Source organism: Kineococcus gurbantunggutensis (genome assembly GCF_050871925.1).
In the GTDB taxonomy this organism is placed as follows: Bacteria; Actinomycetota; Actinomycetes; order Actinomycetales; family Kineococcaceae; genus Kineococcus.
The window spans coordinates 11,450-25,696 of record NZ_JBJLSG010000001.1 but is presented as its reverse complement, the minus strand read 5'-3'; the positions used below and the strand labels follow the sequence as shown (position 1 = coordinate 25,696).

Here is a 14,247-nt window from a genome sequence, read left to right as displayed (position 1 = left end):
GGAGGGGACGGCCCGCGCGCACCCGGGGGCGTCAGTCGACGATCGCGCCCGGGTTGAGGTTGCGGCCGGGGTCCACGCCCTCGAAGAGCGCCCTGACGACCTGCTCGCCCGCCGGGGACAGGTCGTCGGCCACCCAGCGCTTGTGCTCGCGGCCCACCGCGTGGTGGTGCGAGAGGGTGCCGCCGTTGTCGATGAACGCCTGCTGGATGGCGCCCTTGACGATGTCGTAGGCCTCCAGCCCGTCGCGGTCCGCCGGCGGCTGGAACGCGAACGTGAAGTACTGGCACGCGCCGGAGTGGTAGCTGTGCGAGAGGTGGCAGAAGATGAACCCCTTCGTGCCGACCTCCGCGAACGCCTTCTGGGCGGCGGCCACCACGTCGTCGTGCAGCGTCTTCAGCGTCGCCCAGGTGGAGGACGTCTCGGACACGTCGCCGTAGGCGCCGCGGTCGAGGATGAAGTCGCGGATGTACGGGGTGTCGAACTTCTTCTGGTCGTACAGGGTGCCCGGGCCGGTGCCCACGCCGAAGCCGCCGTGCGCCTTGACGATCTCGTCGACCAGGCGCTTGCTGCGCTTGACGTGCAACGAGGAGCCCTCGAAGCCGATGAACGACAGGCACATCCTCGACAGGTCGAAGCCCTTGCGCTTGGAGGCGTAGAGCTTGACCCCCTTGGAGAGCAGCTGCGAGAGCGCGCTGCCCTTCTTGGAGGTCGCCAGCGTGAACTGGGTCTCCATCTCGTCGGACACGCGCGTGATCGAGGGGGACGCGTCGGAGGCGGCGATGTCGTGCATGGCCTTCAGCCCGCTGCCGTAGTCGGGGAAGAAGTACGCCTGGATCACGCGCTCCTCGGCCAGCCGGTGCACCTGCACGGTCGCCTCGGTGATCACCCCGAGGCGGCCCTCGCTGCCCAGGACCATCTCGCGCACGCTCGGGCCGGCGGCCTGCACCGGCACGTTGCGGGTGGCCACCACGCCCTTGGGGGTGACGACCCGCACGGCGCGGGTGATGTCGGCGATGTCGCCGAAGCGGTCGGACTGCATGCCCGAGGAGCGCGTGGCGATCCAGCCGCCCAGGGTGGAGTGCTTGAAGCTGTCGGGGAAGTGCCCCAGCGTCCAGCCGCGCGCGTTGAGCTGGGCCTCCAGGTCCGGGCCCAGGGCGCCGGCCTGGATGCGCGCGAGCTGGGAGGTCTCGTCCAGCTCCAGCAGCGAGCGCAGCCGGCCCAGGTCCAGGGAGACCACCGGGCGAGTCTCGTCGCGCGGGGCCTCCAGGGAGCCGACGATGTTCGAGCCGCCCCCGAAGGGGATCAGCACGGCGTCGGCGTCCAGCGCCACGCGCAGGGCCGCCTCCACCTCCGCCTCGTCGGCCGGGTAGACCACCAGGTCCGGCAGGCGGCCGAAGTCGCCGCGGCGCACGCGCACCAGGTCGCGCATGGACTTGCCGTAGGCGTGCACCACGCGGTCGAGGTCGTCGTCGTGGACGTGCTCGGCGCCCACAGCGGCCTCGAAGGCCTCGCGCAGCGCCGCCGGCGCCTGCGGGGCGGGCACGTCCAGCTCGGACAGCTCCGGCACCCGCACCGGCGGGGCGTCGAAGTCGATGCCCGCCATCCTCCGCGCGAACGGCGCCAGCGCCGGCTTGTCCTCGTGGTGGAAGGCCACGCCCTCCTGGCCCCAGCCCCACCACTTCATGTGCTCGACCACTGCGTCTCCCGTGCTCGCTGTCCCGCTGTCCTGCTGCTGCTCGTGCTGCCGCTGTCGTGCTGCGGCCGTGCTGCTGCTGCCGCTGTCGCGCCGCCGCCGTCCCGCCGCGCGGGTCCCGGAGAGCCTACGCGCGGCGCGAGGCCAGGAAGCGCACCGCCAGCGCGTACCCCTGCACCCCCAGGCCGGCGATCACGCCGGTGGCCACGGGGCTGACGAAGGAGCGCTGCCGGAAGTCCTCGCGCGCGTGGACGTTCGACAGGTGCACCTCCACCAGGCCGGCGCTCAGCTCCGCGCACGCGTCGCGCAGCGCCACCGAGGTGTGCGTCCAGGCGGCCGGGTTCAGCACCACCGGCCGGCCCTCGTCGGCGGCCCCGTGCACCCAGGCGAGCATCTCGTGCTCGGCGTCGGTCTGGCGCACCTCCACCGCCACGCCCAGCTCCGCCGCCAGCTCCTGCAGGGAGGCGTCGACGTCGGCCAGCGTGGTGGTGCCGTACACCTCCGGCTGGCGCTTGCCGAGCCGGCCGAGGTTGGGGCCGTTGAGGACCAGGATGCGCAGCACGTCGCGGACGCTACCGGCCGCCCCCGACACGGGCCCCGCGCGGCGGGCCGGGGCGCCCGCGCCGGGGGCGCACCGGTGCGCCGTGTCGGGGGCCGCTGCCACGCTCGGCGCGTGAGCACCAGCGGCACCCCGGCCACCCCCGCCCCGAGCGCCCCCGGCCCGCGCCCGGGCGGGGAGGTCTTCCGCTGCTTCGGCACCGGCGACCCGCTCTACGAGCGCTACCACGACACCGAGTGGGGCCGGCCGGTGCGCGGCGACGCCGCCCTGTACGAGCGGCTGAGCCTGGAGGCGTTCCAGTCCGGGCTGTCGTGGATCACGGTGCTGCGCCGGCGCGAGGCGCTGCGCGCCGCCTTCGACGGCTTCGACCCCGAGCGCGTGGCCCGCTACGGCGAGGACGACGTGCAGCGCCTGCTCGCCGACCCCGGGGTGATCCGCAACCGGCGCAAGGTGGAGGCGGTGGTGGCCAACGCGCGCGCCGCGCTGCGGCTGGCGCAGGCCGGGCCGGGGCTCTCGGAGCTGGTGTGGTCCTTCGCGCCGGCCGAGCCGGGCCCGGCGCCCGTCGAGCCCGCCGACGTGCCCGCCGCCACGCCGGCCTCCACGGCCCTGGCGAAGGCCCTCAAGGCCGCCGGGTTCCGCTTCGTGGGGCCCACCACCGCCTACGCCGCCATGCAGGCGTGCGGCCTGGTCGACGACCACCTGGCCCGCTGCCCCGCCCGCGGCGGCGGGCCCGCCCGGGGGGCCCCCTGAGGACCGACCGGAGGGCCCGGCCGGGGGTCCGGGCGGGGGTCGAGGCGGTGCGCGCGCAGCCCTGCGCACGGCTCGTCAGGACCCCGCACGACACACCTGCCTGAGAGCCGGCGGGGCAGCGTGCAAGGATTCTGCGAGCGCGGGAGTCCCGGTCCCGACGACGAAAGAGACGAGAGGTGTCCCACATGGTCGATCGACAGCGAGTCGTCATCGTCGGCGGGGGCTTCGCCGGCCTGTACGCCGGCCGGAAGCTGGAGAAGCTGCTCCCCGCCAGCACGGCCGAGCTGGTGATCGTGAGCCCCACCGACCACCTCACCTACAGCCCCCTGCTGCCGGACGTCACCGCGTCCGTGCTGGAGCCGCGCCACGTCGCGGTCTCCCTGCGCCAGGCGCTGCCCCGCCACCGCCTCGTGGTCGGCCACGTCACGTCGGTGGACGTCGAGGCGAAGACGATCACCATCTCGCGCAGCGAGAACGGCGAGCTGGGCCCGGACTCGCAGGTCATGTCCTACGACCGCCTGCTGCTGGCCCCCGGCTCGGTCACCCGCCGCTTCCCGATCCCGGGCGTGGCGGAGTCGGCGCGCGGCGTCAAGACGATCACCGAGGCCGCGTTCGTGCGCGACCACCTGGTGAACCAGCTCGACGCGGCGGACTCCCTGCCCGACGACCCCCGCTTCGACGCCGAGCGCGCCGAGCGCATGACGGTCGTGGCGGTCGGCGCCGGCTACACCGGCACCGAGATCGTCGCCCAGACGCAGCGCTGGCTCAAGCGCGTCGCGGACCGCTGGTCCAAGATCGACGTCGACGACGTCAAGTGGCTGCTCATCGACGTGGCCCCCGCGGTGCTGCCCGAGCTCGGGCCGCGCCTGGGCCAGTACGCGCTGTCCGCGATGAAGGCCCGCGGCATCGACGTGCGCCTGGGCGTGTCGGTGGCCTCGGTCGAGGGCAACGTCATCAACCTCACCGACGGCACCCCGGTGCCCTCGCGCACCCTCATCTGGAACGCGGGCATCATCGCCAACCCGCTCATGGGCACCCTGGGCCTGCCGCTGGAGCGCGGCCGCCTCGTCGTGGACACGCAGCTGCGCGTCACCGACGACGTCTGGGCGGTCGGGGACGCGGCCGCCGTGCCGGACCTGGCCAAGGAGAAGCCGGCCGACGGTCCGCAGCCGGTCACCCCGCCCACCGCGCAGCACGCGCAGCGCCAGGGCACCCGGGTCGGCGAGAACATCGCCGCCAGCTTCGGCGTGGGCCAGGCCAAGGACTACGTGCACAAGGACCTCGGCCTGGTGGCCGACCTGGGCGGCACGACCGCGGTCGCCAAGCCGCTGGGCATCGAGCTCACCGGCCTGCCGGCCAAGATCGTCGCGCGCGGGTACCACCTGTACGCGCTGCCGAGCATGGCCAACCGCGTGCGGGTGCTCACCGACTGGGCGCTGCACGCGCTGCTGCCCCCGCAGGCCGTCGCGCTGAACCAGACCCGCTCGGAGGACGCGCTGATCACCACGGCGCAGAACACCGAGATCTACCCCAAGGCCGAGGACAAGCCCAAGGTCGGCTGACCTGGACGACCCCTCGGACGCCGTGCCCGAGGACGCGGTGGCGCTCGTCGCCGCGTCCCTGGGCACGAGCACCGCACGAGCCCGGAGGCTGGCGCGTACCGCGCTGCCCCCGGGCTCCGTGCGTTCGGTGCGCGGCGCGGTCGCGCGCGGGCGGGTGGTGCTGCTCGTGGAGGGCGCCACCGACGCCGCCGTCCTCACCGCGCTGCTCGGCGAGGACGACCGGCGCGACGAGCACGACCAGCGCGACGGGCGCGGCGGGCACCACGAGCACGGTGCGCGCGCCCCGCTGGTCGTGGCCGCCGGCGGCAAGCACGCCCTGCCGCTGGCCGCGGCCGTGGCCGGCGCCCTGGGCGCCCAGTGGCACGTGCTCCTCGACGGCGACGCGGAGGGCTGGCGGCGCTCGGCGAACCGCTCCCGGGCGCGCACGACGCACGCCCGCAGCACCGAGCGGGTGCTGCGGGCGCTGCCCGCGCAGCGGTGCACGGTGCTGCCGGACGCGCTGGAGGCGGAGCTGGAGCGCTGGCCCTCCTTCGTCGCCGCCCTGCGGCGCCTCGGCGGCGAGCTGACCGGCCCGGCCGCCAAGGACCCCGCCCGCTACGCGGCGGCCGCGGCCGCCGCCGGTGACGCCGACGCCCCCGCGCGGCTGCTCGCGCTGCGCCGGCTCACGCCGGGCGGGACGCCGGGCCTCCCGGACCCGCAGGACCCGCCGGACCCGCCGGACCCGCCGGGTCGGCCCGGCCCCCCGGGCCGCTGAGGCGCGCGGCCAGGCCCGTCGCGCGCGCCAGCGGCCGCTGCACCGCGGCGGTGACCGCCTCCACCGAGCCCACCAGACGCACCCGGTGCCGGGCGCGGGTCACGGCGGTGTAGAGCATCTCCCGGGTGGCCAGCGGCGAGCGCGCCGGCGCCGCCAGCACCGTCACCGTCCCGAACTGCGAGCCCTGGCTGCGGTGCACCGTCATGGCGTGCACCGGCTCCACCTCGGCCAGGCGCGCCAGCGGCACCAGCAGCGGCCCGTCGCCGCGGCCGACCGCCACCACCAGGTCCCCGCCGGACTCCAGCACCACGCCGGTGTCGCCGTTGAACACGCCGACCGCCGGGTCGTTCGTGGTGACGATGACGGGCAGGCCGACGTAGCGCCCGTCCGGGCGCGGGCGCACCCCCAGCTCGTCCACGGACCAGCGGTGGGCCAGCGCGCCCCAGTGCGACACGCCCCGCCCCCCGCGCCGGTGCGCGCACAGCACGCGGTGCGCGTCCAGGGCGGCCAGGGCCGCCGGGGCGTCGCCGCGGCGGGCGGCGTCCACGACGTCGCGGGCGCGGGCCAGCACGTCGGCGCGCACGAGCTCCAGCGCGGCGCCGGCGACGGGCTCGTCCTCGGCGACCTCGACGAACTCCACCCCCGGCGCGCCCGAGCGCAGCACGTCCACGACGGCCCCGGCGTCGCCGCCGCGCACGGCGCGCGCCAGCTCCGCGATCGGGCCGCCGGCGGCGAAGCGGTGCGTGGTGCGCAGCAGCGCCACGCCGTCGGCCACCCCGCCCGCGCGCGGCCCGGCGCCCGCGGGGTCGGCGGCGCCGGGAGCGGTGGCGTGCGCGGGGGCGGTGGCGGGGGCGACGAGGTCGGCCAGCACGGCGCCGACCTCCACGGAGGCGAGCTGGTCGGGGTCGCCGACGAGCACCAGGCGCGCCTGCGGGCGCAGCGCCGCCAGCAGGTGGGCGACCACCCCCAGGCCCACCATCGACGCCTCGTCGACGATGACGACGTCGTGCGGCAGGCGGTGCTCGGCGTCGTAGCGGGCGCGCACCGACCCCGGGCGCAGCCCCAGCAGGCGGTGCAGCGTGGAGGCGCTCGCGGCGGCCAGGTACGCGGACTGCGCCTGGCTGAACACCGCCTCGCCGGCCGCGGCGGTGACGGCCTCGGTCAGGCGGGCCGCGGCCTTGCCGGTGGGCGCGGCCAGCGCGACGCGCGGCGGGTCGCCGTCGGCCAGGGCGTGCAGGGCGGCCAGCAGCCGGGCCACCGTGGTCGTCTTGCCGGTGCCGGGCCCGCCGCCGAGCACCGCCACCCCCGAGCGCAGGCACACCTCCGCGGCGCGGCGCTGGTCGGAGGGCTCGTCCTCCCCCGGCCACAGCCGGTCCAGCACCTCGCGCACCCGCCCGGCGTCGTGGGCGGGCACCGCGACCGCGCGCCGGCGCAGGTCCTCGGCGACCGCGACCTCCAGGCGCCAGTACCGGTCCAGCCACACGCCGTCGCCCACCACGTGCACGGGCCGCTCGCCCGCCGCGCCGCCCGTGGACGGGTCCGCCGACGCGCCGGCCGCGCCGTGCACCGCGACCAGGGGGCTGGCGCGCACCGCGGCCAGCCACCCCTCCGGCTCGGGCCAGGGGGCGTCGACGGCCCCGACGGCCCCGGTGTCCTCCTCGTCCTCGGGCACGACGGTGACCGGCGCCTGCCGCAGGTGCAGCACGACGGAGCCGTGGCGCACGGCGCGCACCGCCAGCGCCACCGCCAGCAGCACCCGCTCGTCGCCCTCGCCGGCGACCGCGCCCAGGCGGCGGGCGACGTGGACGTCGGCGGCGCGCAGCAGGCCCAGGACGTTGAAGTCGCGCAGCAGCCCGTCGGCGCTGCGCACCCGGGTGACGGCGCGCTCGGCGTCGTCCACGCCCCCCGGGGCGGGCGGCGGGGCGGTGCCGGTGGTGGTGGTGGTGCCGGTGGTGGTGCCGGTGGTGGTGCCGGTGGTGGTGGGTGCGGTCATCGGGCCCTCCCGGCCAGCAGGTCGGACAGGTCGGTCACCAGCGCCGCCGGCGGGCGCCAGGACCACACCCCCGGCGGGGCGGCGACGGCGCCGTCCGCCCCGGGCAGGTCCGGGCCGCACATGCCGCGCAGGAACAGGTACAGCACCCCGCCCAGGTGCGCCTGCGGGTCGTACCCGGGCCGGCGCCAGCGCAGGAACCGGTGCAGCGCCACGCAGTACAGCAGCGCCTGCAGCGGGTAGTGCGCCTCGCGCACGGCGTCGTCCAGGGCCTCGCGCCGGTAGTGCCAGGCGGTCAGCGCCTCCCCCGGCCCGGCCAGGCGGTTGGTCTTGTAGTCCACCACCAGGTGCAGCGGGCCGGCCGGTCCCGGGCGGCGCAGCACCGCGTCGATGGAGCCGGTGAGGTAGCCGCGCAGCACCTGCCCGCCCAGCTCGGGGACCTCCAGGGCGTCGGCGTAGCGGTGCACGGGGTCGGCGGGGTCCAGGTGCCGGCGCAGCAGGCCGGCGACCTCGCCCAGCAGCGCGCCGTCGCCCTCCCCGGCCGCGTCGCCGCCGGCCAGCGGCAGCTCGAAGTCCAGCTCCGCCAGGCGGTCGGCGACGGCGAAGCCCTCCAGCGCCGCCCCGCCGGCCAGCGGCCCCAGCGGGGTGCGCAGCACCGGCTCCAGCGCGGCGGCCAGCGGTCCGGCCAGCGGGCCGGCGAACTGCTCGCGCGCCAGGGCCGCCAGGTGGGCGGGCCGGTCCGGCTCGGCCGGGTCGAAGTCCTCCAGCACGGCGTGCACGAGGGTGCCGAAGCCGGCGCCGGCGGGCAGGTCCGCCATCGGCGAGGGCACCTCGCGCCAGCGCGCCGCGAGCGGGTCGCCCGCGCCGTCGGCGCCCGGCGCCCCCACCGCCTCCAGGTCGGCCTCGTCGACGGTGCCGGGCTCCTCCGGCTCGCTGCGCACCAGCGGCGCCTCGTGCACGGCGCGGGTCAGGCCGCTGTAGGAGGTGCGCCGCCAGGCGGCGTCCACGCGCCCGCCGAAGGCGGCCGGCGGCAGCAGCGGCACGGGCGCCGCCGCGGCCGGCGCGGGCAGCGCCGCGCCGTCCTCGCCGGCGCGCTCCACCCGCACCCCGCCGCCGGGCCCGCCCGCCAGGCGGGTGAGGGCCTCGTGCACGTCGGCGTCCGCCGGCACCGGCACCGCCGCCGGCAGCGCCCGCGCGTCCGGCGCCAGCAGCAGCCGGTGCAGCGGGCTCTCGCCGGTGCAGCGCGCCGGCGCCCACCACACCAGCAGCCGGGAGACCGCCCGCGTCAGCGCCACGTACAGCAGCCGCAGCTCCTCCCCGGCGGCCTCGGCGTCCTCGGCCGCGCACGCCGCGGCGTACCCGGTGCTGCCGGGCCCACCGACGTGCAGGGTGCGCACCGCCGTGCCGTCCGGGGCGGCGGCGTGCGCCACGGGCAGGCGCTCGCGGCGCCCGGCGCCGGAGGGCACGTCCCAGCCGAACGGCACGCACACCACCGGGAACTCCAGGCCCTTGCTGGTGTGCACGGTGGCGACCTGCACCGCGGCGCGGTCGGTGTCCAAGCGGCGCGAGCGCTCGGCGTCCACGTCGCCGTCGGCCTCCTCCACCCGCGCGCGCAGCCAGGAGAGCAGCCCGGCCACGCCGCGCCCGCCGGCGGCGGCCTCGGCGTGCAGGACCTCGCACACGTGGCGCAGGTCGGTCAGGCGCCGCTCGCCGCCGGTGGTGCCCAGCAGCCGCGCCGGCAGGGCGTGCTCCTCGGAGACGGCCGCGAACAGCCCGGCGACGCCGCGCTCGGCGAGCACCGCCGTCCAGGTGCGCAGGCGCACGGCGGCGGCGTCGGTGGCGCGCTCGCCGCCGGCGTCCAGCTCGGCGGCGGTGGAGCCCACGAACGCCGACAGGGCCAGCCGGCGCACCCGGGCGGTGCGGTGCGGCTGCTCCAGGGCCTCCAGCAGCACCAGCCAGTCGCGGGCGGCGTCGGTGCCGAAGACGCTGGGGCCGCGGCTGAGCACGCACGGCACGCCCGCGGCCTGCAGGGCCTCCTGCACCAGCCGCGCCTGGGTGCGGGTGCGCACCAGCACGGCCACGTCCCCGGCGGCCAGCGCCCGCTCCCCGGCGCCGCCGCCCGCGCCGCCCTGCGCGCCGTCGCGCGGGCGCACCCGCCGGCCGGCGGAGAGCAGGGCCGCGACCTGCGCGGCGACGTCGGCGGCCACGGCGGTGCGGGCCGCCTCCAGGCGCGGCAGCCCGGCGCGGTCGGTGGGCAGGCCGGCGCGCGCCAGCAGCCGCAGCCGCACCGGCGCGGGGTCCTCCGCGCCGGCGGCGTCGACCAGGGCGGCGCGCTCGTGGGCCGGCTCGACCGGGTGCACCACGATGCCGTCCACGCCCAGCGCGGCGCCGCGCAGCAGGCGCTGCACGCCGCGCACCGCGGCGGGGTCGCTGCGGCGGTTGACGTCCAGGGTGGCGCGGTGCTGCGCGGTGCCGCGGGCGGCGAGGTAGCTGTGCACGTCGGCGCCGCGGAAGGCGTAGATCGCCTGCTTGGGGTCGCCGACGAGCACGAGGGGCACGTGCCCGTGGAAGGCCAGGCGCAGCACGTCCCACTGCACCGCGTCGGTGTCCTGGAACTCGTCGACGAGCACGACGCCGTAGCGCTCCCGCAGGCGGGTGCGCGCGACGGGGCCGCTGACGGGGTCGGCCAGGGCGTCGCGCAGCCGGGCGAGCAGGTCGTCCAGGCCCAGCACGCGCCGCGCCGCCTGGCGGCGGGCGACCTCGGCGCGCACCGCGGTGGCGAAGCGCACCCGCAGGTCCTCCGCCGAGCCGGGCGGGCGCTGGACCGGCTCCAGGCGGGCGTCGGCGCGGGCGACGGCCGCGCGCGCCACCCGCAGGGCGCCGGCGCGGTCGAAGGGGGGCGCCTCGCGCACCGCGAAGCGCACGTACAGGTCGTCGCAGACCTCCTCGACGAGGTCGGAGAGGTCCTCGGCGAGCGCGGCGGCCGGGTCGGCGTCGGCGGCGGTGCCCAGGCCGGCGAGGACCTGCCGGCAGAAGCCGTGCACGGTGGTGACGGTGGCGGCGTCGAAGGAGGCCAGGGCGGTGGCCAGGCGCTCGCGGCGCAGGTCGACCTCCGCGGCCGGGGCGGCGGCCAGGTGGCGCACGACCTCGTCGCGGTGCCGGGCGGCGGCCGCGGGGTCGGCGAGGGCGTCGCGGGTGGCCACGAGCCGCTCGCGCACGCGGCTGCGCAGCTCGCCGGTGGCGGCGCGCCCGAAGGTGACCACGAGCAGCCCCTCCACGCGGGTGGGGCCCTCGGCGAGGTGGCGGGCCACCAGGCCGGCGACGGCGTGGGTCTTGCCGGTGCCGGCGCTGGCCTCGAGCACGGTGGTGCCGCCGGGCAGCTCGCCGGCGGGGTCGAAGGCGCTCACCCGGCCTCCCGGTGCCGCGCGGCCAGCAGCGGGCGCCACACCCGGCGGGCCAGCTCCTCGAACCCGGCCGGGGTGCCCGGCGGCGCCCCCGGCGGGGGCGTCCAGCGCAGCAGGTGCTCCACCCCGACGGTCCCTCCCCACAGCAGCCGGTGCTCCTCCTCGGCGTCCTCGCGGGCCCACTCGAAGGTCGAGCGCCACTCCTTCTCGGCGGCGGCGGCGCGGTTGTCCGGGGACATCCCGCGCGCGGCGGCCGACGCCCACGCCGCGCCGGTGGCCACCGGCAGGGGCAGCGGCAGGCGCAGGCCGGTGCGGCGCAGCGCCAGCAGGTCCTCCAGGGCGTGGCGCGCGGCCTCGGGGGCCACCGGCCCCAGGCGCACCACGGCGGTGCTGCCGCGCTCGCCGCGGCCGACGACGACGGCGGCGCGCGGGGCGCGCGGCTCGGCCAGGGTCAGGGCCAGCACCTCCACCCACGCGCGCAGCTCCTGCTTGGCCTTCAGCCGCGAGTAGGTGACGGTGACGGCGGCCGCGGCGGGGCCGTCGCCGGCCGGGCGCACCCCGCGCACCACGCCGCGCAGGCGGGTGCCGCCGTCCAGCTCCAGGTCGACCTCGACGGTGCGGGCCGGCGGGGCCGTCCACGGGCCCGCGGCGGCGACGAGGCGCTCGACGGCCGCGCCGACGCGGTGCAGCACCTGCGAGCCCAGGACGCCGGGGGGCAGGTCGCCGCGGGCGACCTCGCGGCGGGCGACGTCGGCGGCGGGGGTGCCGGCCAGGCGGGCGGCCAGGCAGCGGTCGCCCACGGCCCACTCGGCCAGGCCGTCCAGCTGCACGGGCAGGGCGTCGTCGGGCTCCTCGCCGCGGGTGTCGGCGGCCACGTCCAGGCGCTGGCGCAGGAAGCCGCGCGCGGGGTGCTGCCAGAAGCGCACCAGGGCGTCCAGGTCGACCTCGCCGCCGGCGGGCGCGGGCGGCTCGGGCAGCGCGGCGGCCAGGAACGGCGCGGGCGGGCGGGTGCCGGCGGCCGCGGCGAGCGCGCCGGCGCGGGCGGTGGTGTCGAAGCTGAAGGCGCCCGCGCGGCCCAGGGCGCCGTCGGTGAAGTTGCGCGCGTCGGTGGGCTGCAGGGGGTGGTGCACCAGGACGCGCTCGCGCACCGGCGGCCCGCCGGGGGCGCCGAGCAGGTCCACGGCGTCGAGCAGCTCGCCCACCGGCACCGCCGGGGGCAGCTCGGCGCCGGTGCGCACGTCGCGGCCGCCGTAGGTGACGAGCAGGTGCTCGCGGGCGGCGAGGACGGCGTCCAGGAACGCCCGGCGGTCCTCCGCGCGCGCGTCGTGCTCGCCGACGCGCGGTGCGCGCGCCAGCGGGTCGTCGTCGTCGGGGGCGCCGGCGCGGGGGAAGGCGTCGTCGTCCAGGCCGAGCAGGCACACCACGCGGTGCGGCACGCCGCGCAGCGCCCCGGGGGCGCACACGGTCATCGCGCCGGTGCGGAAGGACACCCGCGCGGCGGTGCCCTCGAAGCGGCCGGCGAGCAGGGCGGCGGCGTCGGCCAGGCCCACGGGGGCGCCGCCGGCGCGGTCGGCGAGCTCGCGCACCCGGCCCAGCTCGCGGCGCACCTGCGCGTCCTGCCAGGCGGCGTCGGCGGGGGCGGCGCCGAGGTCCAGGACGCCCTCGAGCAGCGCGTCGCACCACCGCGCCACCGGCTGCCGCCCGCTCAGGCGACGCACGGCGGCGTCCAGGCGCTCCAGCAGCTCGGCCAGGCGCCCGGCGAGGTCGACGCGGCTGGACTCCACGTCGTCCAGCGGGGCGACGGGGTCCTCCGGCCCGGCGGAGGGCAGCAGGTCGCCGCCGAGGGCGACGCCGACGAGGACGCGGTCCAGCCCGGCGCGCCAGGAGCCCTGGCGCACCTCGCCCAGCCGCCAGGCGCGCCGGTGCTCCGGGCCCAGGCCCCAGTGCACGCCGGCCTGCACGGCCCAGCTGCGCAGCTGCTCCAGCTCCTCGTCGTCGAAGCCGAAGCGCAGCCGCACCGGCTCGGCGGCGGCCAGGTCCAGCACGTCGGTGGCGGTGGCGCGGCCGGCGGCGAGCTCGAGCAGCCGGGCGGCCAGCGCCAGCAGCGGGTTGGCCTGCAGCGGGGAGCGGTCGGCCACCGACACGCGCAGCGCGGCGCCGGGGTGGCTGTCGGTGGCGAAGACGGCGCTGACGACGGGGGCGTAGGCGTCGACGTCGGGGCACACGACGAGCACGTCGCGCGGCTGCAGGGTGGGGTCGGCGTCCAGCAGGCCGAGCACGGCCTCGCGCAGCACCTCCACCTGCCGGGTGCGCCCGTGGCAGGCGTGCACCTGCACGGAGCGGTCGCCGGCGGCCAGGGGGCCCGCGTGGGCGGAGGCGTCGTCGTCGGCCAGGGAGCGCTGCAGGCGGGCCAGCAGCGTGCCGGGGGCGCCCGCGGGGGCGGGGGGCGCTCCGTGCAGCTCGTCGGCGTGGCCGGGGGCCAGGGCGGCCAGGCGCACCTGCAGCTCGCGCACCTCGCGCGTCAGCGAGTGCAGCAGCGGGTGGTGCACCAGGTCGCCGGTGCGCTGCTCCCAGTCCTGGCGCGCGGTGCCGGCGCCGGCGGCACGGGCGGGCCCGGCGAGCGCGTCCCACAGCACCGGGGAGGGGTGCGGCAGCCACAGGTGCACCTCGCGGTGCCCGGCGAGCGCGGCGAGCACCTCCAGGTGGGCGCCGGCCAGGGGCGCGACGGCCAGGACGCCCAGGCGGGCGGGCACCCCGGGCACCCGTGCGCCGGCGCGCAGCCGCGCGCAGGCGTCGGGCAGCAGCTCGGCGGGGGCGGGGGTGCCGGTGCGCTCGCGCACGCGGCGGAACACCTCGGGCCACCAGCGCAGGTCGGGCGGCAGGTGCGCGGCGGCGCCGGCGGGGTCGCCGGCCCAGGCGGCGAGCAGCTCGGGGCGGGCGGTGCCGCAGCGGGCGAGCAGGCGGGCCAGGCGGGTGGCCACGCCGACGCGGCGGGTGCGGTGGGTGCCGTCGCCGTCGTCGGGGCGCAGGTGGTGGCGCAGCACCGCCAGGTCCCCGCCGGCGCCGCTGCGGGCGCCGCTGCCGGCGCCGGGGGCGGGGTCGCCGGCGATCTCGTCGAGGACCTGCAGGACGTGCCAGGGCAGGGCGTCGGCGTCCCAGGCGCTGACGGCGGCGGCGTGCTCGGGCCCCAGAGCGGCGACGACCTCGTCGAGCAGGGCGCCGGGGGCGCGGAAGTCCACGCGGGCGCAGACGCCGTCGCCGCCGGCGGCGGAGGCGCCCAGGTGGTGCGAGAGGCGCTGGGCGACCCAGCGCTCGGTGCCGGGGGCGCCCACGGCGAGCAGCTCGGGGGTGAAGGGGTCGGCGCCGGGCGCGGGCGACGAGAGGACCCCGGCGAGCGCGGCGAGGAGGTCCTCGGCGTCGCGGGACCGGTGGACGTGGAGCACGCCCCCTGTCTACCCGACGGGGCGGACAGCCCCGGACGGCACCGCGGGGCACCGGGCGGCACCGGGCGGCACCGGCGCCGGCGGGGTGCGCG

The 14,247-nt window shown here is 79.0% G+C and carries 8 protein-coding genes; 3 read left to right on the top strand and 5 right to left on the bottom strand.

Annotated features, from left to right (window positions below; genetic code table 11):
• Positions 1 to 31: 31 nt before the first annotated feature.
• Both ACRYR7_RS00090 and aroQ read right to left on the bottom strand, forming a co-directional pair.
• Entirely contained in the window at positions 32 to 1,696 is a 1,665-nt protein-coding gene (locus ACRYR7_RS00090; protein WP_432570023.1) for an FAD-binding oxidoreductase, read from the bottom strand.
• A gap of 124 nt (positions 1,697 to 1,820) precedes the next feature.
• Positions 1,821 to 2,252: a type II 3-dehydroquinate dehydratase gene (aroQ, locus tag ACRYR7_RS00085; RefSeq protein WP_432570070.1), complete on the bottom strand. Its 432-nt coding sequence runs from the start codon at positions 2,250 to 2,252 to the stop codon at positions 1,821 to 1,823.
• 114 nt (positions 2,253 to 2,366) lie between these two features.
• Between aroQ and ACRYR7_RS00080 the strand changes: the two genes are divergently transcribed.
• From ACRYR7_RS00080 to ACRYR7_RS00070, 3 genes are all read left to right on the top strand, one after another.
• Positions 2,367 to 3,002: a DNA-3-methyladenine glycosylase I gene (locus tag ACRYR7_RS00080; RefSeq protein ID WP_432570022.1), complete on the top strand. Its 636-nt coding sequence runs from the start codon at positions 2,367 to 2,369 to the stop codon at positions 3,000 to 3,002.
• Between the two features lie 185 nt (positions 3,003 to 3,187).
• Complete coding sequence (locus ACRYR7_RS00075) at positions 3,188 to 4,564, top strand: NAD(P)/FAD-dependent oxidoreductase (protein ID WP_432570021.1); 1,377 nt, start codon at positions 3,188 to 3,190, stop codon at positions 4,562 to 4,564.
• 127 nt (positions 4,565 to 4,691) lie between these two features.
• The gene (locus ACRYR7_RS00070) at positions 4,692 to 5,318 is read left to right on the top strand and encodes a TOPRIM nucleotidyl transferase/hydrolase domain-containing protein (protein WP_432570020.1); all 627 of its coding nucleotides are present in this window, start codon (positions 4,692 to 4,694) and stop codon (positions 5,316 to 5,318) included.
• Here ACRYR7_RS00070 and recD read toward each other — a convergent pair.
• From recD to recC, 3 genes are read right to left on the bottom strand one after another with little or no spacing between them, the layout of a single operon-like run.
• On the bottom strand, positions 5,227 to 7,311 hold the full coding sequence (recD, locus tag ACRYR7_RS00065) for an exodeoxyribonuclease V subunit alpha (protein ID WP_432570019.1): 2,085 nt from the start codon (positions 7,309 to 7,311) through the stop codon (positions 5,227 to 5,229). The genes ACRYR7_RS00070 and recD overlap by 92 nt on opposite strands.
• Positions 7,308 to 10,715, bottom strand: a complete 3,408-nt coding sequence (locus ACRYR7_RS00060; RefSeq protein ID WP_432570018.1) for a UvrD-helicase domain-containing protein — start codon at positions 10,713 to 10,715, stop codon at positions 7,308 to 7,310. Before ACRYR7_RS00060 ends, recD begins: the two co-directional genes overlap by 4 nt.
• Complete coding sequence (gene recC, locus ACRYR7_RS00055; protein WP_432570017.1) at positions 10,712 to 14,155, bottom strand: exodeoxyribonuclease V subunit gamma; 3,444 nt, start codon at positions 14,153 to 14,155, stop codon at positions 10,712 to 10,714. Before recC ends, ACRYR7_RS00060 begins: the two co-directional genes overlap by 4 nt.
• Positions 14,156 to 14,247 lie beyond the last annotated feature (92 nt).

Excerpts from the sequence above, each read along its gene's own strand:
- ACRYR7_RS00075 (WP_432570021.1), top strand. The coding sequence starts at position 3,188 with ATGGTCGATCGACAGCGAGTCGTCATCGTCGGCGGGGGCTTCGCCGGC.
- recD (WP_432570019.1), bottom strand. The coding sequence starts at position 7,311 with ATGACCGCACCCACCACCACCGGCACCACCACCGGCACCACCACCGGC.